This is a genomic window from Algoriphagus locisalis, assembly GCF_900116615.1.
In the GTDB taxonomy this organism is placed as follows: Bacteria; Bacteroidota; Bacteroidia; order Cytophagales; family Cyclobacteriaceae; genus Algoriphagus; species Algoriphagus locisalis.
On record NZ_FPBF01000003.1, the window covers coordinates 683,666 to 703,718 of the forward strand.

The 20,053-nt window shown below is 41.5% G+C and carries 14 protein-coding genes; 8 read left to right on the forward strand and 6 right to left on the reverse strand.

Going from position 1 to position 20,053, the window contains the following annotated elements; translation table 11 throughout:
• Positions 1–96: 96 nt before the first annotated feature.
• On the reverse strand, positions 97–2,259 hold the full coding sequence (locus BM386_RS11890; protein WP_091694249.1) for a glutamine synthetase III family protein: 2,163 nt from the start codon (positions 2,257–2,259) through the stop codon (positions 97–99).
• A 232-nt stretch (positions 2,260–2,491) separates the two neighbouring features.
• Here BM386_RS11890 and mtaB point away from each other — a divergent pair, with 232 nt between their 5' ends.
• The 4 genes from mtaB (at position 2,492) to BM386_RS11910 (ending at position 7,036) form a co-directional block, all read left to right on the forward strand.
• Positions 2,492–3,811: a tRNA (N(6)-L-threonylcarbamoyladenosine(37)-C(2))-methylthiotransferase MtaB gene (gene mtaB / locus BM386_RS11895; RefSeq protein WP_091694252.1), complete on the forward strand. Its 1,320-nt coding sequence runs from the start codon at positions 2,492–2,494 to the stop codon at positions 3,809–3,811.
• Positions 3,812–3,873: 62 nt separating this feature from the next.
• Positions 3,874–4,227 (forward strand): DUF805 domain-containing protein, encoded by a 354-nt coding sequence (locus BM386_RS11900; protein ID WP_091694255.1) that lies wholly within the window; start codon positions 3,874–3,876, stop codon positions 4,225–4,227.
• Positions 4,228–4,383: 156 nt separating this feature from the next.
• On the forward strand, positions 4,384–6,402 hold the full coding sequence (locus BM386_RS11905; RefSeq protein WP_091694258.1) for an alpha-amylase family glycosyl hydrolase: 2,019 nt from the start codon (positions 4,384–4,386) through the stop codon (positions 6,400–6,402).
• A gap of 13 nt (positions 6,403–6,415) precedes the next feature.
• Complete coding sequence (locus tag BM386_RS11910; protein WP_091694525.1) at positions 6,416–7,036, forward strand: YdeI/OmpD-associated family protein; 621 nt, start codon at positions 6,416–6,418, stop codon at positions 7,034–7,036.
• A gap of 40 nt (positions 7,037–7,076) precedes the next feature.
• On the opposite strand, the gene BM386_RS11915 is transcribed toward BM386_RS11910, so the two are convergent.
• Together BM386_RS11915 and BM386_RS11920 are read right to left on the reverse strand one after the other, a co-directional pair.
• Positions 7,077–8,768: a GMC oxidoreductase gene (locus tag BM386_RS11915; protein ID WP_091694260.1), complete on the reverse strand. Its 1,692-nt coding sequence runs from the start codon at positions 8,766–8,768 to the stop codon at positions 7,077–7,079.
• A 110-nt stretch (positions 8,769–8,878) separates the two neighbouring features.
• Positions 8,879–10,090 carry an AI-2E family transporter gene (locus BM386_RS11920; RefSeq protein WP_091694263.1) on the reverse strand — a complete coding sequence of 404 codons (1,212 nt, stop codon included), beginning with the start codon at positions 10,088–10,090 and terminating at the stop codon, positions 8,879–8,881.
• Between the two features lie 852 nt (positions 10,091–10,942).
• On the opposite strand from BM386_RS11920, the gene BM386_RS11925 reads away from it, so the two are divergent.
• The 4 genes from BM386_RS11925 (at position 10,943) to BM386_RS11940 (ending at position 16,011) form a co-directional block, all read left to right on the forward strand.
• Positions 10,943–11,638, forward strand: a complete 696-nt coding sequence (locus BM386_RS11925) for a hypothetical protein (RefSeq protein WP_091694265.1) — start codon at positions 10,943–10,945, stop codon at positions 11,636–11,638.
• Between the two features lie 106 nt (positions 11,639–11,744).
• Positions 11,745–12,728, forward strand: a complete 984-nt coding sequence (gene sbnA, locus BM386_RS11930; protein ID WP_091694267.1) for a 2,3-diaminopropionate biosynthesis protein SbnA — start codon at positions 11,745–11,747, stop codon at positions 12,726–12,728.
• Between the two features lie 32 nt (positions 12,729–12,760).
• Positions 12,761–14,575 carry an FAD/NAD(P)-binding protein gene (locus tag BM386_RS11935; RefSeq protein WP_091694270.1) on the forward strand — a complete coding sequence of 605 codons (1,815 nt, stop codon included), beginning with the start codon at positions 12,761–12,763 and terminating at the stop codon, positions 14,573–14,575.
• Complete coding sequence (locus BM386_RS11940; RefSeq protein WP_091694273.1) at positions 14,575–16,011, forward strand: type III PLP-dependent enzyme domain-containing protein; 1,437 nt, start codon at positions 14,575–14,577, stop codon at positions 16,009–16,011. Before BM386_RS11935 ends, BM386_RS11940 begins: the two co-directional genes overlap by 1 nt.
• Positions 16,012–16,138: 127 nt before the next feature.
• Here BM386_RS11940 and BM386_RS11945 read toward each other — a convergent pair whose 3' ends face one another.
• The 3 genes from BM386_RS11945 to BM386_RS11955 form a co-directional block, all read right to left on the reverse strand.
• Positions 16,139–17,383 (reverse strand): ABC transporter permease, encoded by a 1,245-nt coding sequence (locus tag BM386_RS11945; RefSeq protein WP_091694275.1) that lies wholly within the window; start codon positions 17,381–17,383, stop codon positions 16,139–16,141.
• A gap of 106 nt (positions 17,384–17,489) precedes the next feature.
• Entirely contained in the window at positions 17,490–18,101 is a 612-nt protein-coding gene (locus BM386_RS11950; protein WP_170857086.1) for a MiaE family protein, read from the reverse strand.
• A 2-nt stretch (positions 18,102–18,103) separates the two neighbouring features.
• Positions 18,104–20,011, reverse strand: coding sequence for a putative porin (locus BM386_RS11955; protein ID WP_244545514.1), 1,908 nt, complete (start codon positions 20,009–20,011; stop codon positions 18,104–18,106).
• Between the last annotated feature and the right edge of the window lie 42 nt (positions 20,012–20,053).

A 20,053-nucleotide genomic window follows, 5' to 3' on the forward strand; every position in this document is an offset into this window, starting at 1 on the left:
CCGTGGATCTATGATGGGCAAATCTTATCTATTTTTTATTTGACATAAAAAAACCGCCCCTTTCGGAGCGGTTTTGATTAATAGGTGAAGAAAAGCTTATCTAAGAAAAAGCATTTCTCTGTATTTCACTAGTGGCCATGACTCATCATCCACCAATAACTCTAATTTATCAACTGCATATCGGATCTTGTCGAAGTAAGCTTCTTTCACCTCGGTCTGGTATCCTTTTGCCATTTTTACAATATCAGTCTCTTTGTTCAGTTTCTTGCGCGCCTCTACCATAGCAGTGATGTTAGATTTCAAAGATTCTATATGCTTAGACACTTCTTTGATCGTCTCTACCGCTGCAGTGTGATCTAAGCCAAGACCTTTCAAACCATTCGCGTTTTGGATGATTTTGTTTTGGTATAGAATAGCAGTTGGAATAATGTGATTCAATGCCAAATCTCCCATCACACGGCCTTCGATCTGAATCTTCTTCATGAAGTTCTCCAACATGATCTCATGACGGGCATGAACCTCTACCCCATTCATTACATTATGTCTTTCGAAAAGCTCTTTTGTAGCTTTTGCAGCATACACATCTAATGCCAATGGAGTTGACTTCAAGTTAGACAAGCCTCTCTTCTTAGCTTCAGCTGCCCACTCGTCAGAGTAGCCATCACCTTCAAAACGTACTTTTTTGCTATCCTTGATGTATTTTCTCAATACATTCACAATTGCAATCTTCTTCTCTTTGCCAGCGCTCATCTCTTTCTCGATGTCTTTAGCCATTTCAGCCAATACATCTGCAACGATCACGTTCAATACTGTCATCGGTCCAGCGACATTCGCCTGAGAACCTACAGCACGGAATTCGAATTTGTTGCCAGTGAAAGCAAAAGGAGAAGTTCTGTTTCTATCTGTATTATCTAGGATGATTTCAGGAATCTTGGAGATACCCAATTTCATATACATGTTGTCGCCTTTTTCGATCTTGATGTTACCGTTTTTCTCCAGCTCATTCAATACTTCAGTAAGCGTAGCACCCAAGAATACTGAGATGATTGCCGGAGGAGCTTCGTTAGCGCCTAGACGGTGATCATTACCAGCTGAAGCAATACTTGCTCTCAAGAGATCAGAGTGATCGTAAACAGCCTTGATAGTAGCTACCAAGAAAGTAAGGAATTGTAAATTTTCTCTGGCAGAATTGCTTGGTTGGAAAAGGTTAACTCCGGTATCAGTGATCAATGACCAGTTGTTGTGCTTACCGCTACCATTTACACCTGCAAATGGCTTCTCATGAAGCAAGACCTTCAAGTCGTGTCTCTCAGCAACTTTCTCCATCACATCCATCAACAATTGGTTGTGATCTGTTGCCTTATTAATTTCTTCAAACAAAGGAGCAACTTCAAATTGACCTGGAGCTACCTCATTATGTCTTGTCATTACAGGAATTCCCAACTTCAATGCTTCGTTTTCGAAGTCAACCATAAAGTCTTTCACTCGTGTAGGAATTGATCCGAAGTAGTGATCATCCAATTGCTGACCTCTAGCTGGGCTATGTCCGTAAACAGTTCTTCCGCCCATTACCAAATCAGGTCTTGCTGCGAAAAGAGCCTTGTCGATCACAAAATATTCTTGCTCTACACCTAGAGAAGGCTGTACTTTTCTTACGTTTCTATCAAACAATTGACAAATAGCTACCGCTGCTTCGTTGATTGCTTCGATAGACTTCAGCAATGGAGTTTTGTAATCCAAAGCTTCCCCTGTGTAGGACACAAAGATTGTAGGGATACAAAGCGTGTTTTCGAAAATAAAAATCGGAGAAGTAGGATCCCAAGCAGTATATCCTCTAGCCTCGAAAGTAGAACGGATACCACCATTAGGGAAAGAAGAAGCATCAGGTTCTTGCTGAACTAGTGCAGATCCTTTGAATTTCTCAAGTCCTCCTAGGGCATCGAAAAAGGAATCATGCTTCTCGGCGGTAGAACCTGTCAGTGGCTGAAACCAGTGAGTATAATGTGTTACACCTTTGGACAAGGCCCAAGTTTTAACTGCTGATGCTACTTCTTCTGCCGTAGCTGCATCAATTTTGGTTCCTTTGTCGATAGCTTCCATGACCCTTTTGAAAGCCGAAGGTGCCAAAGACACTTTCATTTGGGCTGTTCCAAATGTATTGGTACCAAAAAAGTCTGAAATTTTGCTTGATGGAGCTTTTACAGCTACTCGCTGTCTAGTCTGCACCATTCCTAAGGCTTGTTGTCTGAGTGTTGCCATTTCTACAATATGTGGTTTAAAATTATACACACAAAAATAGAAAAATATGTATATGAAAATGCTTTTGACTGATTTTTGACCTCTTTTTTGGAAAAAATTACACTTTTTTCAATAAATCATGGCAAAAAGGTACCGATATCGGGCAAAAGTTACGATTCTCACAGAAAAATTGGAAAATTGAAAACAAGGGAAGATTAATTACCTTTGCAATCTCATTGTCAGAAGCGTAATTGTGAAAAAAGTAGCCTTTTATACACTAGGATGTAAGCTAAATTTCTCCGAAACCTCCACTATCAGCCGCCAATTTGAAGAAAAAGGCTATCTGAAAGTCGATTTTCAGGAAAATCCCGACATTTTCATTATCAACACCTGCTCGGTCACCGAGAATGCAGATAAGAAGTGTAAGAAAATCGTAAAGGAGGCTAAAAAGATTTCTCCAAATTCTTACGTCACAATAATTGGTTGCTATGCGCAATTGAAACCGAAAGAGATTTCTGAAATAGAAGGCGTCGATGCTGTGCTAGGTGCAGCAGAGAAATTTCGATTAATTGAACTTTTGGATGATTTTGCAGCAGTGCAGGAAACGAAAGTCTTGGCATCTGAGATCCAAGAAGCAACTGTATTTAATAATGCATATTCTATTAATGACCGGACCAGAACTTTCCTGAAAGTTCAGGATGGCTGCAATTACGGTTGCGCATTCTGCACTATTCCACTTGCCCGTGGCAAAAGCCGTAGCAATACAATTGAGAGCGTGCTCCAGTCTGCAAGAGAAATAGCTGCCACTGGTGTCAATGAGATTGTATTGACTGGGGTGAATATCGGAGATTTCGGCATCGTTGATGGCAAGAGAAATGAACGCTTCGCCGATCTGGTATATGCACTAGATGAAGTGGAAGGAATTAACCGCTTGAGGATTTCTTCCATCGAGCCAAACTTGCTAACAAACGAGATCATCAGCTTTGTAGCACAATCCAAGCGATTTGTCCCGCATTTCCATGTTCCCTTACAATCCGGGTCCAATACCATTTTGAGAAAAATGGGCAGAAGGTACCTACGTGAGCTGTATGTAGATCGTGTAACCAAAATCAAAACTCTGATGCCTCACGCCTGTATTGGCGTAGATGTAATCGTTGGGTTCCCGGGCGAAACAGACGAGCTTTTTCTCGAAACCTATAACTTCCTGAATGAGTTGGACATTTCCTATCTGCACGTATTCACCTATTCAGAGCGGGCAAACACCCGTGCAGCTGAAATGGATGAGGTGGTTCCTATGAAAAAGAGAAATGAACGTTCCAAAATGCTTCGTATCCTCTCAGAGAAAAAAAGAAGAAAGTTCTATACTGAGAATCTGGGAAAGACATTTACAGTTCTTTTCGAAGAAGACGTAGAAGACGGAAAAATCCACGGCTTCACAGAAAACTACATCCGCGTCGCTGCCAAATACGACCCTATGCTTATCAATGAACTGAAATTGGTGACCCTCGATCAGATCAATGAAAAAGGCAATGTAGAAGTTCTGGAACCTGAAATGGTTTACGAAAAGCACTAAAGCCAAATTTAATTTTATCAGTGGACACTTAAACAACTTAATCCTGAGATCGTTGTTTAAGTATGAACTCTTTATTCAAACCAGTAGGAAGAATCACCAGAAGAATGTATCTGGTGATGTTTATCATCTTTTATTTTATCAATATTCTTTGTCTGATGATCATTTGGGATAGTTTCCAGAGTCAATCATGGGCAATATTTTATGGAGCAGGGGTAGCCTTGGTAGCCTCCATTTGCATCTTATTAGTGCAGGCCATCAAAAGACTCCACGATATCGGGCTTGATTGGAAATATGCCCTATACTTATTAATTCCGCCTCCCGTGAATTTCATTGGTTTTATCTGGCTTGCAGCCAAAAAAGGTCAAGAAGGAGAAAATGAGTATGGTCCAGACCCAAGAAAAACAGATGTAATCTAGCAGATACCAAGCGATTTAGAAGTAAAATCCCAAAGCGGTAGAAGACGATAATTTTTTCTGCCGCTTTTTTATGTTTAAAAGAAACGAGGAGTAAAGTGAAAGATTGATGATTTCCACCTACATTTTTCTAAATTCAACTCAACAAAAAAACTCTACGTGGAAGATTCAAAGAAACTAGCGTTGGTTCGGGAGGAAGCCTGGCTCGCCCAGTACGAACCGCAAATTCAACGAAGATTTGACCGATATCAGGAGGCGATTCGAGAGATCAATGATTTCAGTGGCAACATCCTAGAATATGCGTCTATCCACAATTTCTACGGGATTCATTATGAGGCCTGGAGAAAAGGCTGGGTCTATCGGGAATGGGCACCTGCTGCCAAGCAGCTTTACTTTTTCGGCGATTTTAATAACTGGGATAGGAGCTCTCACCCCATGAAAAAAAGCCCACGAGGCGACTGGGAAATTTTCTTGCCTTTTGATCAATACAAAGAAAGCTTCCTGCACCGAAGCAAAGTGAAAGTCCACGTGGTGGCGGCTAATGGTGCCTTGGACAGAATACCGGCGTATATCAGAAGAGTCATACAAGACGAAACCACACACGACGTAGCAGGCCAACTTTGGTTTGCAGAAGATTTTCAGTGGACGGACGATTCCTTTACAACAGCAAATAGCCTCAAACAACCGCTGATCTATGAATGTCACGTAGGCATGGCTCAGGAGAAATTGGGGGTCGGCACTTACCAAGAGTTTGAGGAATTCACACTCCCTCGAATCAAAGCAGCAGGCTACAATACCATTCAGATGATGGCGATCATGGAGCATCCCTACTATGGATCTTTTGGCTACCATGTCTCAAACTTCTTTGCCCCTACTTCCCGATTTGGCACTCCAGAAGAGCTGAAATCGCTGGTGAATAAAGCTCACGAGATGGGAATTGCTGTGGTGATGGACATCGTACATTCCCATGCGATCAAAAATGTGAACGAAGGCCTGAACGAGTTTGACGGCAGCGAACATCAGTATTTCCACCCCAGAGACAAGGGCTATCATGAAGCTTGGGACTCCAAAGTATTTGATTATGCCAAGCGGGAAGTGCAGCAGTTTCTGCTTTCCAATATCCGCTATTGGCTGGAGGAGTTTCATTTTGATGGATTCCGATTCGATGGCGTGACCTCGATCATGTACCACCATCATGGGCTTTTCATGGACTTTGATTCGGTGGATTTATACTTCGATGAAAATGTAGATGAGGATGCCGTTTTATATCTACAGCTGGCAAACACCTTAATTCACAGCCTGAAACCTGGTAATATTTCCATTGCTGAAGATATGAGTGGAATGCCGGGACTTGCCCGTCCTATTAGTGACGGAGGAATCGGCTTTGATTTCCGAATGGCAATGGGTGTACCGGACTTTTGGATCAAAACCCTGAAACATAAGCAGGACGAGGAATGGGATATGTTTGAGCTTTGGCACCAGCTTACCAATCGTCCCGCAGCAGAGCGTTCTATAGGGTATGCCGAGAGTCATGATCAGGCACTAGTCGGCGATCAAACGCTGGCTTTCCGGCTGATGAAAGAAGCTATGTATTTTTCTATGTCTCAACTTCAGCAAAATTTAGTAGTTGACCGAGGTGTAGCACTGCACAAACTCATAAGGTTAGTAACGCTCACGCTTGGTGGGGAAGGCTATTTGAATTTCATAGGAAATGAATTTGGCCATCCTGATTGGGTGGATTTTCCACGAGAGGGAAATAATTGGAGTCATCAGCACGCTCGCCGTCAATGGTCTCTCGTTGACGACCCTTTACTTAGATATGGACAACTTGATGCCTGGGACAAAGCAATTATCAAGCTTGCTACAAATTACCAACTCCTAGCTGCAGCCCCTGCTGATCAACTCTATCTGGATCCTGACAAAAAGATTTTAGCCTACGAAAGATCAGGGTTGATTTTTGTATTCTCTTTTCATCCAACTGAATCATTTTTCGGGCTACCAATTTATGTGAAAAATGCTGGGACTTACAAGATCCTACTAACTTCAGACGAAAAGGAATATGCTGGCTTTGAGCGATTGGATGAAAAAGTAACATACCCGACCGACGAGCATCAATGCATTTACTTGTATGTGCCGAATAGAACCGTGCTTGTCCTGGAAACTAAGTTGGAAAAATAGCCCAAAAAACAACATGAACACCTCCATAGAAGCATACTACACGGAAGGCTGTGGACGCTGCCCACTAGGCGGCACAGCAGCATGCAAAGTCCACACCTGGGCCAAGGAATTAACCCAACTGAGAAAAATAATTTTAGCTTGTGGGATGACGGAAGAATCGAAATGGGGAGTGCCTACGTTTACCTTTCAAGGTAACAATGTGCTGATTCTGGCCGCATTCAAAGATTACTGCTCCATCAATTTTTTCAAAGGTTCCCTGCTGCAGGATGAACAGCAAATTCTCGATAAACCTGGCGAAAACTCCCAAGCTTCCCGACTGCTCAAGTTTACTGATGTAAACCAAGTGGTCTCACTTGAACCAATCATCAAAGCCTATATTTTCGAAGCAATAGAAGTAGAAAAAGCAGGTTTGAAAGTAGAATTCAAGAAAAACCCAGAACCTATTCCAGTCGAATTACAAAATCGTCTCGACCGTGACCCCTCTTTCAAAACTGCGTTTGAAGCCCTGACACCTGGAAGACAACGTGGCTATATTTTGTTTTTATCTGCACCTAAGCAAGCCAAAACCCGGGAATCCAGGATTGAAAAGTGCATCCCAAAGATCATGGAAGGAAAGGGAATGCAGGATCGGTAAGATTAGATCTTAATAACATGTTAACCCATTTTTGTAAACCTTACCGTAGCGCTCCTTTTTTCATTTCTTTCACAGCATAATCAACTGCCCTAGCTGTCAAAGCCATGTAGGTGATGGATGGATTCTGCGTTCCAGTCGAAGTCATACAAGCACCGTCGGTGACAAAGACATTCGGAGCCAAATGCATCTGATTAAATCCATTGAGTAAAGAAGTCTCTGGATCTCTTCCCATTCTTACTCCTCCCATTTCATGTATATCCAAGCCCGGAGATTGCTTACTATCGCCTTTTCGGATATTCACACAGCCTGCTTTGGTCAGCATTTCTTCTCCTTGCTCGTGGAAATCCTGCAAGATTTTCCCGTCATTTTCATCATAACTCACATTAATATGAAGCAATGGAATACCCCACTCATCTTGCTGATCTGGACTTAGACTGACATGATTTGATTCTTTAGGAATTGTCTCTCCTTGCATCATCATATAAACTGACCAAGGCCCGGGTTTTGAATTCTCATTCTTAAATTCCGCACCAAAAGGAGCCTCCGGAGCATGTCCAAAACCCGCTCTTCCAGCTGTATAAAAAGTCATGTAGCCACGCATAAAGTCCATTTCCTGCTTTTTGACATTTCTGAAATTGGGCATCATCACCGCAGTAGGTCTTCTTCCAAAGTAGTATTTGTCAGCAAACCCTTCGTAATTGGCATTGATGGATCCCCGATAGTTATGGAATGCAATGTATTTTCCAAGTACCCCTGAGTCATTCCCAAGCCCATTAGGAAATCTACTTGAAGCACTATTCAGTAAAATCAAATTGCTGTTTAGAGCAGATGCATTTATGAAAATTACTTCCGCAAAATACTCCGAAGATTCCTTTGTGATGCGATCCACGACACGAACGCCAGTTGCCTTGCCCTTTTGCTCATCATAAATAATCGAGTGGACAACTGAATCCGGTCTCACAGTCAAATTTCCCGTTTTGGCGGCTGTAGGCAAAGTAGAAGAATTGGAACTGAAGTAACCTCCAAAAGGACAGCCACGATAACACTGATTTCTTGCCATACATTGCCCTCTCCCTTGGGCGAGATGAACATCTTTTAGCTCAGTGAGATGAGCGCATCGGCCGATAATTACATCCCGATCATCATAGGCAGCCTTGATCCGCTGCTGAATCTCCTTTTCTACGCAGTTCATTTCCCATGCTTTCAAAAACTCCCCATCCGGCAGCGTATCGAGACCTTCATAGCTTCCGCTAATTCCCACAAATTTTTCCACATAGCTATACCAGGGAGCCAAATCTTCATAGCGAATCGGCCAATCCACTGCAAAACCATCTCGTCCTGGCCCCTCAAAATCATATTTACTCCAGCGCTGAGTTTGTCGCGCCCAAATCAGCGATTTACCACCAACCTGATAGCCTCGCACCCAATCAAATGGCTTTTCCTGTACATAAGGATGCTCCGAATCTTTGACAAAAAAATGCTGCGTATCTTCTTTATAAGCGTAGCAGCGATTTACAACAGGATTCTCAAGTTTATCGGCTCTGGGAATTTGATTGCGATGTGGCATCTCCCAAGGTGCTGCGGTCATCGTGGGATAATCCTTCAGGTGTGTGACATCTCTTCCTCGCTCCAGCACCAAAGTTTTCAATCCTTTCTCACAAAGCTCCTTTGCCGCCCAACCTCCACTGATCCCTGAGCCTACCACAATTGCATCAAATTGATTCGATTTCATGAAGGAAATTTATTGAAATTAGCGGAGGCTTTTCTTGAAAATTCCACGAAGTTTTCAAAGACATCATAAAAAAGGTGGTAGTAAAGTACCGCATTGCCAACCAGAGTATCTTATTTTTTACTGAATTTATCCAACAGCTTCTCCCCCCATTTGCTAAGAAAATTCTGTTCATCTGCTCCCTCTACATCCTCTTCACCTAGTGCATAACCGAGAGGATTGAGGGCAGGCGTAGCATCAAAAACTATCTTTGCTATTCCAGCAATGGGAATACTCAGAATCATTCCAACGATACCCCAAATAGATCCTCCAAGTATGACTGCTACAATCGTGACCAGTGGGTTGACCTCAACTTTGCTACCCACCACATAGGGCTCCAAAATATAACTTTCAACAAACTGGGCTAATCCGAAGGTCAGTGTCACTCCTACAATCCCTCCCAGTTGTGCGCCTGAAAAAACTGCCATAGTAAGAGCTAAAACATATCCTATTATATTTCCTACAAAAGGGACCAAGGATAAAACTGCAGCTATTAGACTTATCAAAACGGCGTTTTCAATACCGGAAACAGACAAACCTATACTATAAATGATAGCTAAAAAGACTATCAGTATAAATCGTCCTACAATAAAATTCAAGGCTAGTTCTATGATATGCTTCATAACTTCCTCAGCTTCCTCTCGGTTTTGTTTACTGAAAAACCTCAGGATCGAAAGCTTCACTTTCTTTCTATAGAGCAGCAAAAAGAATAAGTAAACCAATGTCAGTGCAGCACTGGAAAGAAAGCTAAAGAAGTTCATCACTATATTCCCGATTTCCTGAGAAGCATTGGAAACCACCTTCTCTGGCGTAGGCTGTGAATCTGACGTAGTCTTTTCGCTAGACTGGCTTTCTCCTAGTGATTGGTTAGCCTCAGCTTCAGTGTCATTCTGTGGGGATTGCCCAGAAAAGCCAAACACCCCTAATTGTTGTTGCAGGTTAAGTCCGGTTTTCTCGGTGACTGTCTTCTGCAACTCCTCCAATTTTGGTTTTGCTTGACGCTTTAACTCAGGCCATCGATCAGAGATATTTGCCACTTGCGCAGAAATAATGAGAAAGAAAGACACGAAAACTAAAAAACTCAAAAGCACACTTAAAAGTGCTGAAAGGCCTCTAGGAAACTTCCAGCTTTCCATTCTTCTACATAGAGGAATACAAATCAAGGTCAACAAAGCAGCGATAGCTAGAGGTTTTAAAAAGCCCCCTGCCTCAATAATTCCCACAACAGAAAAGTACGTACCCAAGACTAAGAGTGTAATTATAAGAAGTATTTCCTTTGATTTCATATGTTTATTTTTGTTTTTTTATGGTCATATGGAATCTCGCATGAGAAATAATCATCCTTGTGTTTTACTATCTTCGACATGCTCGATTTCATATGTTTATAATTTGATTTTTAAAGGCCATCCCGATAGCTATCGGGAGGAATCTCGCACGGTGAATAATCATTCTTCTGTGTGTCGTTTTCGACATGCCTGTCTGCCTCAGGCAGGCTCGATTTCATTTCAGTAATTTAAATAAAGTGTCTGACAACCCTGATTGTAACCTCACAAAACTCCGGAGCAGGGTATCTCCCATAGTTTAACACAAGCATCATCAATGACAAATGGAGGATTGATTGGGAAGGTTGCCACATACTATTTTGAATAGTTGGCTTGTGGATTTCCATCGTATGGATCAATCATACAGCCAAAAGCGGAAATAGGTCTTTCTTAAGCGGATTCAGCCACTTAATGCTATTGAAGATCGTAAAATCAGCCTTCCTACAGGTCTTGTGTGAAAAAATATTCCCAAATCGAGCCTACAGTACACGACTGTGATCTCTTGAACTAAAAAAACAAGAACATGCAGATTTATGAGTTATTTGAAGCTGGACAACACTTAAACTAAAACCCTCCTTACCCCTAGCAGTCAGTTCGCAGACCTCATTTTCAGAACTTTTCCAAGTTGTTGATTTCCTCAAATCTACTCCTCAAAATGAGTAAAATTAGTCTCTCATTTGCCAGGCATGAATTTAGAAACTGCCTTTTAAAGACTTTTGAAGAGGCTTTTGCTTTTGGTTACTTTTTTGAATTAACAAGTGATATCTCCATTATCATGAAGAGTTTTAAAGTATAGAAACCAAAAATCCAACTATTATGAACCCTGACTTAAGTGCAGCAAAAATCCCTTCAGAACTGGAATGTGCAACTTGGTTTCGCGTAAAAAGCAAACGAGAAGTAAATCTCGAAATTGAAAGACTCAAATCTGAGGGGGTCACTTCTCTGAAGCTTGGCATAGAATGCACAAAATTCAACACCAAAAACGGCTTAAAGTGGTACGATTGGCTTGTTCCTACTTTGGCAAAAAACTTTAATCTTGAACTTTGCTTTGATAATTTTTCAAGTGAGAGAATTAAGACATCCTATCGGAAACATAGCTTCTCTGAGATTGTGGAGCACTTTATTCTCAGACATGGGCAATATTTCAACCTTATAGAACTCTGGAGGAATCCTTCTATAAGGCAAAAAGAAGAAATGTTTGAAAACATTTTCACTGAAGACGTGGTGTTCACAGCTACTTGGGCTCAGTACCATGGAAAAAAGGTGGGCTTAGGAGGAATTCAGACTGTGGATTTTGAATGGATCACAAAATTGATCTCCAGCCACTTTCTCAACACCATAGAATACCTGCAGCTCGACATGGAATCTGAAGATGAATGGAGCAGGAACAGTAAGTTTTATGAAAAGGCTTTGCAGGGACTATTTTCAGCTAAAGGTGTGAACACTCGGATAAAAACATCAGAAACTCCTACGCTTGTCCTCCAGCCATCTACCAAAAATATAGCGTGTTGATAGATACCAATTGGTGATAATTAACCCAAAAAATCAGCCTTAGATAAGCAAAAAGAAGCAATCTGAAAATTGCATAAAAGCACTGACTCCTCTAATTCAACCAACTATGACCTATCCACACCAACCTTACTTTTCCAGAATACTAGATGCTGTCGGAGGAACTCCACTGATCAGGCTAAACAGATTATTTCCAAAATCTAAATTCAAGGTATTTGCAAAAATGGAAGCCTTCAACCCGGGAGGTAGTATCAAAGACAGAACAGCCCTCCAGCTGATCACTCACGCAATGGAAAACGGGCAATTGAAAAAGGGTGATACAGTAGTAGAATCCAGCTCGGGCAATATGGCAATAGGTCTGGCACAAACCTGCAACTATTTCGGCTTGAAACTAGAAGTAGTGGTAGATCCCATGGTAAACCAACAAAACATCAAAATCATCAAAGCCTATGGCGCTAAAGTAAACTATGTAACTGTGCCAGCCGAAGTAGGTGGGTTTCTTCAAGCACGACTTGATAGAGTTCAGCAATTAATAGCTTCCAACCCCAGAAGCTTCTGGACGAATCAGTACGCAAATCATCAAAACCCGACGGCACATAAGCAAACGATGCATGAGATAGTGAAGGATCTGGGTCAGGCTCCCGATTATCTATTTGCTGCTACCAGCACCTGTGGCACGCTCATGGGCTGCGCTGAGTACATTAAAATGAATAAGCTAAAGACCAAGATAATCGCTGTGGATGCAGTGGGCAGCGTGATTTTCGGAACACCCGCCGGAGAAAGGAAGATCCCAGGCCACGGTGCAGGTAGAGAATCCCAATTTTTGAAGCGAGATTCAATTTACGATGTAGTTCACGTGAGCGATTCAGAATGCGTAGCCGGCTGTCACAGACTTTTAGATTCAGAAGCGATTCTTTGCGGAGGATCTTCAGGAGCAGTAACTCATGCGGTAGAAAAATTCTCTTCCCAGATACCCGAGGGTTCCAGCATCGCAATGATCCTCTGTGATCGTGGGGAACGGTACCTGGACACTATTTACAACGAAAACTGGGTAAGCGAAAATATTGATCAGCTAGAGCATACCCTGATCTAAAGACACGTAGCACTCACAAAGAAAGAATCAAAATGACAGAAGAAGAAATTAAGGTAAAGATTGGCATTATAGGACTTGGACCAAAAGGACTCTACGGTTTAGAGCGTCTGCTTGCTAATCTAGTAAAGGGCAAGGAAGCAATTCCGATTGAAATTCATCTGTTCAATAAATCTAATTCCTTTGGAGCAGGGGACATTTACAGGGTTGATCAACCTGGATTTCTGATGATGAATTATGTAAATGGCTACATCAACATGTGGCCTGATCAATTGCCAGAACCCATTGTTTCCCATCCAAAATCTTTCGTCGAATGGCTTAGAGATCATAACCATGAATTCCCAGAGGCAAGTGCTTATACTTTTTCGTCACGCGCTACTGTAGGAAGATACCTGACCGAAGGATTCAATGCTCTAATCGATGCTTGCCCATCATATATCAGCCTAATCAAGCATGTGGGTGAAGTGAAGGATATAGATAAATCGGATGATCATTATCATATCAGCTACCAAGAGTCATCATCAGGTTCAGAATTTATGGAAAAAGGATTTCAAAATATCCTGATTGCTACTGGGCATCCTTGTATAAATGACCCTGAAAATCATTCTAGCTCCAATTATATAGATTTTATTTATCCTGTTACTCAGCGATTAGCCCAAGTAACAGCGGGAAGCACAGTGGCGATCAAAGGAATGGGATTAACTTTTATAGATGCTGTTCTTGCCCTTACAGAAGGCAGAAATGGTAAATTCAAGGAAGATAACTATGGGATTCTGACTTACCTCAAATCCGGGGAAGAACCTAAGATAATTTACCCCTTTTCAAAATCCGGTTTGCCGATGATTCCTAGAGGCAACACATTTGGAAAACCTCTCCATTCCCCGCTTTTCTTCACCAAAGAATCACTGGATTTTGTAGAAGCTCTAGATGGAAAACATGATTTTGAAAGACAAATTCTCCCCTTGATTGAAGAGGAATTCAAAGCTGTGTATTATTCCAAATTATTCCTATCCAAAGGACTTGAGCTCAAATTGAGCCGGGATTTTGCCGAAGTGGCACTTCAAATCGAACATTTCCATGAGCAATTTCCTGATATAATCAGATTTGATTTCAACAGTTTTCTTGAAGCATCACCAACTGGAGAAGATGTGCATTCATCCACCCTGAAGTATATTCAAGAAAGTATTCTAGAGGCTGAGATTGGTATAGAGAAAAGTGCCTTTGCTGCCACTGCGGACCTCTGGAGACATCTGAGTGAATCCTTTAATGAGCTGTATAAATTCGGTGGTCTAAAACCTCAGTCCCAAAGGGTTTTTCTTGAAAAATATGCAGGTCACCTAAATAGGATCTCCTACGGACCACCCATTGAAAACATGAAGAAAATCGAAGCAATAGCTAAAGCCGGCTTAATCGATTTTTCTTTTGCGCAGAATCCGGAAATCTCTGCATCCACCACCTATAGTCTTACTAATAAAGAACAAAAATCCATTCAAGCTGAATTCCTGATAGATGCTCGAATCCCGAAAATAAACCTGAATCGTTGTGCTGGCGGTTTTTTTGGCAATTTGATAGAGAAAGGCCTAATCCATCCCTATACAAATCGGCAAGAAGGACGTCTGGATTATCGACCCGGCTGCATAGCTATCAATGAAAAAGGACATCCTATAGATGAAACTGAATCTGCCAACAGCGCCATAACCTTCACTGGAACACCCACAGAAGGCCTTACCTATGATAATGACAGCCTTTCACGCAAAAGAAATGACTTTGTCAGCGCTTGGGCAAAAGAAGTGACAGAATCAGTTCAAACCATCGCAGCCCAATCACAACTCAACTCAAACCTTTACTAATGGCTACTTTACCTACTTTGACCCCTATTACTTCCCCATGGATGCATGAGCTTATGGGCGAAATGAATGTCTTAAATCAGCTAATTGACAAATTCGGATCTCCTATTAACATCCATCAAACCGACGCAATGGAAGAGAATTATAATTCATATCATCGCGCCTTTGAAGAGCTGGATCTGAAGCACAAAATTTTCTTTGCAAGAAAGGCGAATAAGACCAAATGCGTGGTACAGAAAGCCCAAGCATTAGGAATGGGTATAGACACTGCCAGCCTTCAAGAGTATATGCAGTGTTTAGAAATGGGAATCTCACCGGAAGACTTGATCGTCACCGCAGCGGTTAAAAACAAATTGCTAGTAGAAAAGGTAGTGGAAAATGGCAGTTTACTTATCATAGATAATGAGGATGAATGTGAATTAGTGCAGCAAGTAGCTTCCGAACGCAACACAAAGGCAAAAATCGGATTCCGAATTGGAGGATTTTTTTTGAAGGAAAGGAAACTTTACAGCAGATTTGGCTTTGATCTATTGGAAATCGACAAATTCATCACCACCAACCTTATCGAGTCGGACCGATTTAATCATTTAGAATACAAAGGCTTACATTTTCATCTGAATGGATATTCCATCGAGCACAGATGTTTTGCTTTGAACCAGTGTTTGTCATTTTCTCAGGTACTTGCCAGAAAAGGTTTGAAGACAGAATTCATCGACATTGGAGGGGGAATTCTCATGAACTATCTGAAACACGAAACTGAATGGGATTATTTCAATCAACAACTTCGCAAGGCGGTCAGTGGAAAAGTAAGGCCAATAACATTTGAGAATCAAGGCTTAGGGCTGGAATCACTGGCAGGTGTCTTGCACGGAGAGTTGAAAACCTACCCCTTCTGGAGCCCCGTCACCAAAGGCGATTTCCTTCGTAAAATCCTAACCTATAAAAATAATTCGCAGGAAACTTTGGCTGAACTAGCTAATGAACTTGGAATAGAAATTCGTATGGAACCAGGCCGCTCTATGCTCGATCAAGTGGGTTTAACTGTTGCGAAAGTGGCTTTTAGAAAGCAGGACTCCGAAGGAGATTGGCTGGTAGGACTTGAAATGAACATGACTCAGATGCTAAGTGGAAGTGCTGATTTTCTACTGGACCCGTTCGTTCTATATCAGGAAAAAGAAGAGGAAAATAACCCTGTGGAAGTCTTCTTTACCGGAGCATATTGTCTGGAAAGAGATGTGTTGCTGAAACGCAAAATACCGTTAAAATCCCTACCTCAAATCGGAGATCTGGTGGTATTTGTAAATACTGCTGGATACATGATGCACTTTTTCGAATCCAGTGCACATCTTTTTCCTTTAGCTACCAATCTGACTTGGAACAGAACTACAGAAAATGGGAAAATTGAGCTAGCACATTTTCAAAATGACGAGAATCTTTAAGAATTTACTGACTAAAAACTTTCAAAACCAGAAATCTACTTTAAGATCAACCAAAAGAGATATTACGAGATAACAAAAGCATCAATCTTACAAATGAAGAAATTGACTTTAGCTTTTTAAGTAGTTTCTATTCGTATCTCAACGATTCAATAGGATCTAATTTGGAAGCTTTGAAAGCTGGAAAATATCCTGACATCAACCCTACTGCAATACATATTATAAAGGCGACAATCATCCATAACCAAGGAATCAAAAATCCCCCTACACCGATTACCAATGCGATGATATTACCTATGGATATTCCCAGAATAACTCCCATCGCACCACCTAGGATACAGATCATGATTGCTTCAAGAAGAAATTGCTGTCGTATTCTCAGCGGCGTGGCTCCTAGAGCCTTGCGGATACCAATCTCCCGTGTACGCTCAGTCACAGAAACCAACATAATGTTCATCAAACCAATGGAGGCCCCTAGCAAGGTGATAAAACCTATTCCAAAACCACCCATTCTTAGGTAGCCAGCAACTTCTTCCAGGCTTTCTGCTACAGACTCACTTTTCGCTAGTTCAAACGAATTCTCCTGAGTGACACGATCTTGACGGATCTCTCTCATCATTCCGATAGCCTGCCCCATCTCATAGTCTATGCGATCAGGTCCCGAAGCAACGCCAGTGACATTGTAATTGAAACTTCCTCTCTGATCCAGACGACTTGCATTTTCAATTGGAATTAGGATTTGTCGATCAGCACCTTGGTCAGGCCCTACCCCACCTTGCTTTTCTAACACACCTATTATGGTATATGGCCTACCTAGAAAAGTTATCTTTTGATTGATAGGTTCTTCATTTTGTTCAAAAAGTGTTTCTCTAAGTTCTTTACCTATGATGCAGATATTGTAACCGTTTTGAGCCTCTAGACTGGTGAAATTTCTGCCAAACTCTAGTTTCATTGCTTTAATACTTAGGTAATTCTCATCCCCACCACGAACTCTGACATTAGGATTAGTAGTCTTGGAACCTCTTTTTACCTCAGCTGCTCCGGTGACTGACACAAAAACAGTGGAAATACCTATTTCATTGTATTTCTCCTTGAAGCTCATTACTTCCCTATAGGTGAGATTTGGGTAGGTTTTTTCTGTTTTACCATCCTGAATCGCTCTGCCACCACTGAATCCCTTGTTTCTGAGATCAAAAGAATTTGCTCCCAAACCCGAAAAACTATCAGCAATTTGGGTTTTAATACCATCAATGGCAGTAAGCATCCCAACAAGAGATGAAATGCCAATGGCAATGATAGCTCCTGTGAGAACTGTTCTTAGCAAGTTTACTTTTATGGATCGTACTGCTTCCCGTACGTTTTCGATCAAATTCATAGTGTGTTCGTAATGGAACGGATTTGTAAGGCAAAGATGCCTAGATAACTCAAGTATAAATAATTACAGCGGAATTCTCTATTCGACTAGGAAATTTAAGGTTTGGCTAGTGAATTCGATCCCCACGTACTTCAAGATTCTTCATCACCTCAGCTTCGAAAGTTAGCCATTCCCGCCATCTCTCATTTACTAAATCAGGATCTTGGTATTTTCTTGCCAACTCGATGAAGGTCACATAATGCCCCGCTTCAGACACCATCAGTTCGTAATAAAACTTCTTTAGCTCAGGATCTTTCAGATGATTGGAAAGAAGCTTGAACCGCTCACAACTCCTAGCTTCGATCAAAGCATTCATTAGCAATTGCTCGGTAAGCTGCTGCATTCTACTTCCTCCTTTTTTCACAAAACCCGTCAAGGCGACTACGTATTCATCTTTTCTGGGAAAGCCAAACTGCAGCCCTCTAGACCGGATTTGCTCAAGCACACGCTCAAAATGCCCCCATTCTTCCGACACAATTGGAGTCAAAGTATCCACCAGCTCATCCAAATCGTTGAATCTCAAAATCAAACTGATGCAGGAAGATGCTGCCTTTTGCTCGCAATAGGCATGATCTGTAAGTACATCCTGCAAATTCATCTCTGCTACACCCACCCACCTCGGATCGGTAGGTAGTTTCAAATTCAACATCTTTTGTCTCGTACTTTCTTCCCAGCTCATCGTCAATCAAACAAATACCAAGTAATCCCCAAGTCTATAAAAGACTTATAACCAGTATAATCCGGAGTCACAAAATAGCCCTCATTACTCATCAATCCGCTGTTCAAGTGATTGTATTTCAGCAAAACACGGGTACGATTAATACGGAAATCAAGGAAAACATCAGCGATGGGGTAAGCATAGATATTGAAGCTATTCTGAAGGTAAAACTGCTGTGTAGAAGGATTATATGCCTCAGCATAATAATCGGAGTGATACCGTATATCTACACCCAATTGCACATATACATTCTCATTGAACATAGGGCTATCAAAATAGAATTTAGTATTGGCGTACAGCTGGGGAATCCTAAAATTATCACTCGACTCACCTGAAATCTGAGTGAAAATAACCTCTGTATCCCACTGGAACTTCTGACCAACCCTGATACTGGATTTCAAGCCGGGAATCAGCATAAATGCCTCTCCACTAGCCTGCTCAGCTTCCCGGTTTTCATTGAAATACACATAATTATTCACCCGGTTAATGGTCAAAGAAGGCCTTAGCTTGATTCTATTGAAATCGATCTTAAAAACTCCCCGAATCTGGTCCACACCTATGTTGTCAAAATCATTATCCCATTGGTAGTGATTACCATAATACATCTGCTGCATGGCAGTAGGCTTATAGACTGCCTTGGTATAATCAACTTCAAGCCAAGGAGACACAAACAAGCCATGAAGCCTAAAAGCTCCAGGAATCAGGTATTCCCCATCGGCACTAATGGACCATTTTTCGGAAATTTTCCCGATCAGCTCACCTCCTAGGTAAACTTCGTTGAAATTGTTTCTATCAGGGTAAAAAGTACTTTTCATTCTTCCCGCCCTGAACTTTGCGTGCGCATTGTAATAAAAGCCCTTAAAACTTCCCTTGAAGCCCACTTCATTACCGAATTCTTTGAAGTCACTGTAATTTCTAGTGGTATCCGCCTGTGTATTTTCCGGTGTTGCATTTAGCCTCTCCGTAGGATAAAAAAGAGAATCACTGCTGGTTAACGCAGCAGAAAGGGAAAACTTCTTATTCTTTTGGTCGAAAATATGATAGATCTGCAATTCATCCCGGATGCTATACTCATGATAAAACCTATATTCCTGACGCAAATCACTCGCTTGGGTATTACTCAGCCAAACTTTCGCATCCTCATAGGTGAAATATACTGAAGTAGTATCCACCTCAGGAGGAATGATCCCTCCTATCTCATTTACCTTATGAAGCATTCTTGAAAAATTCCCCAAAAACCAATACTTTCCGTTTTCTGAGCGATAATTGGTATGCAAAGAATACGAATTCTGCACGGTCATATTATCGTCTCTGGCGTTAGGATTCAGCGTTTTTCGAGCTCGAATGGTATGGAAATCAAATCCCACATTCCATCTGGGGTTGATATTTCTGGCAAATGCCAAATCAAGCATATTCCGCTGGCCTCCACCAAAAAAAGCAGACATCTCAGTAAATGGTGATTTCGTATCAAAATACTTATTGTCCTCTGGTGCATGGAAGTATAAATCATATACTGAAAAACCCGCTCTCGTCCCTATTACATCCGGTATTTCATAGAAAATAGGCTTAGTCGCACTCCCGATATTTCCTAAATCCTGATATTTCCAATTACTTTTCGATACTGGCGCATAATTGTGGAAATTATTCAAAGCTGTATCCTGCGGGTAGAGGATGAGGTTATTCCGCTTGATATCTTTTTCAAAAAAGTACAAACTCGTATTCGGCCCATAAACCATCTTCGTGCTATCATCGAGTAACGATCTTCTCTCTCCAGTTTCCTCGTCCGGGTCTGTCACTTCTTGGTTCCTTTGGTTAGGATTTTGTCGTGTTGGGGGAGTAGTCACTTGCGCAAAAGCGGAGTTTAGACTCACAACACTGAGGAAAAATATGAAACAGAGTATCCGTTTATTCAC

Coding starts and splice junctions, on each gene's coding strand:
- BM386_RS11890 (WP_091694249.1), bottom strand. CDS start 2,259: ATGGCAACACTCAGACAACAAGCCTTAGGAATGGTGCAGACTAGACAG.
- BM386_RS11900 (WP_091694255.1), top strand. CDS start 3,874: ATGAACTCTTTATTCAAACCAGTAGGAAGAATCACCAGAAGAATGTAT.
- BM386_RS11920 (WP_091694263.1), bottom strand. CDS start 10,090: ATGAAATCAAAGGAAATACTTCTTATAATTACACTCTTAGTCTTGGGT.
- sbnA (WP_091694267.1), top strand. CDS start 11,745: ATGACCTATCCACACCAACCTTACTTTTCCAGAATACTAGATGCTGTC.
- BM386_RS11935 (WP_091694270.1), top strand. CDS start 12,761: ATGACAGAAGAAGAAATTAAGGTAAAGATTGGCATTATAGGACTTGGA.
- BM386_RS11940 (WP_091694273.1), top strand. CDS start 14,575: ATGGCTACTTTACCTACTTTGACCCCTATTACTTCCCCATGGATGCAT.
- BM386_RS11945 (WP_091694275.1), bottom strand. CDS start 17,383: ATGAATTTGATCGAAAACGTACGGGAAGCAGTACGATCCATAAAAGTA.
- BM386_RS11915 (WP_091694260.1), bottom strand. CDS start 8,768: ATGAAATCGAATCAATTTGATGCAATTGTGGTAGGCTCAGGGATCAGT.
- BM386_RS11925 (WP_091694265.1), top strand. CDS start 10,943: ATGAACCCTGACTTAAGTGCAGCAAAAATCCCTTCAGAACTGGAATGT.
- BM386_RS11910 (WP_091694525.1), top strand. CDS start 6,416: ATGAACACCTCCATAGAAGCATACTACACGGAAGGCTGTGGACGCTGC.
- BM386_RS11950 (WP_170857086.1), bottom strand. CDS start 18,101: ATGAGCTGGGAAGAAAGTACGAGACAAAAGATGTTGAATTTGAAACTA.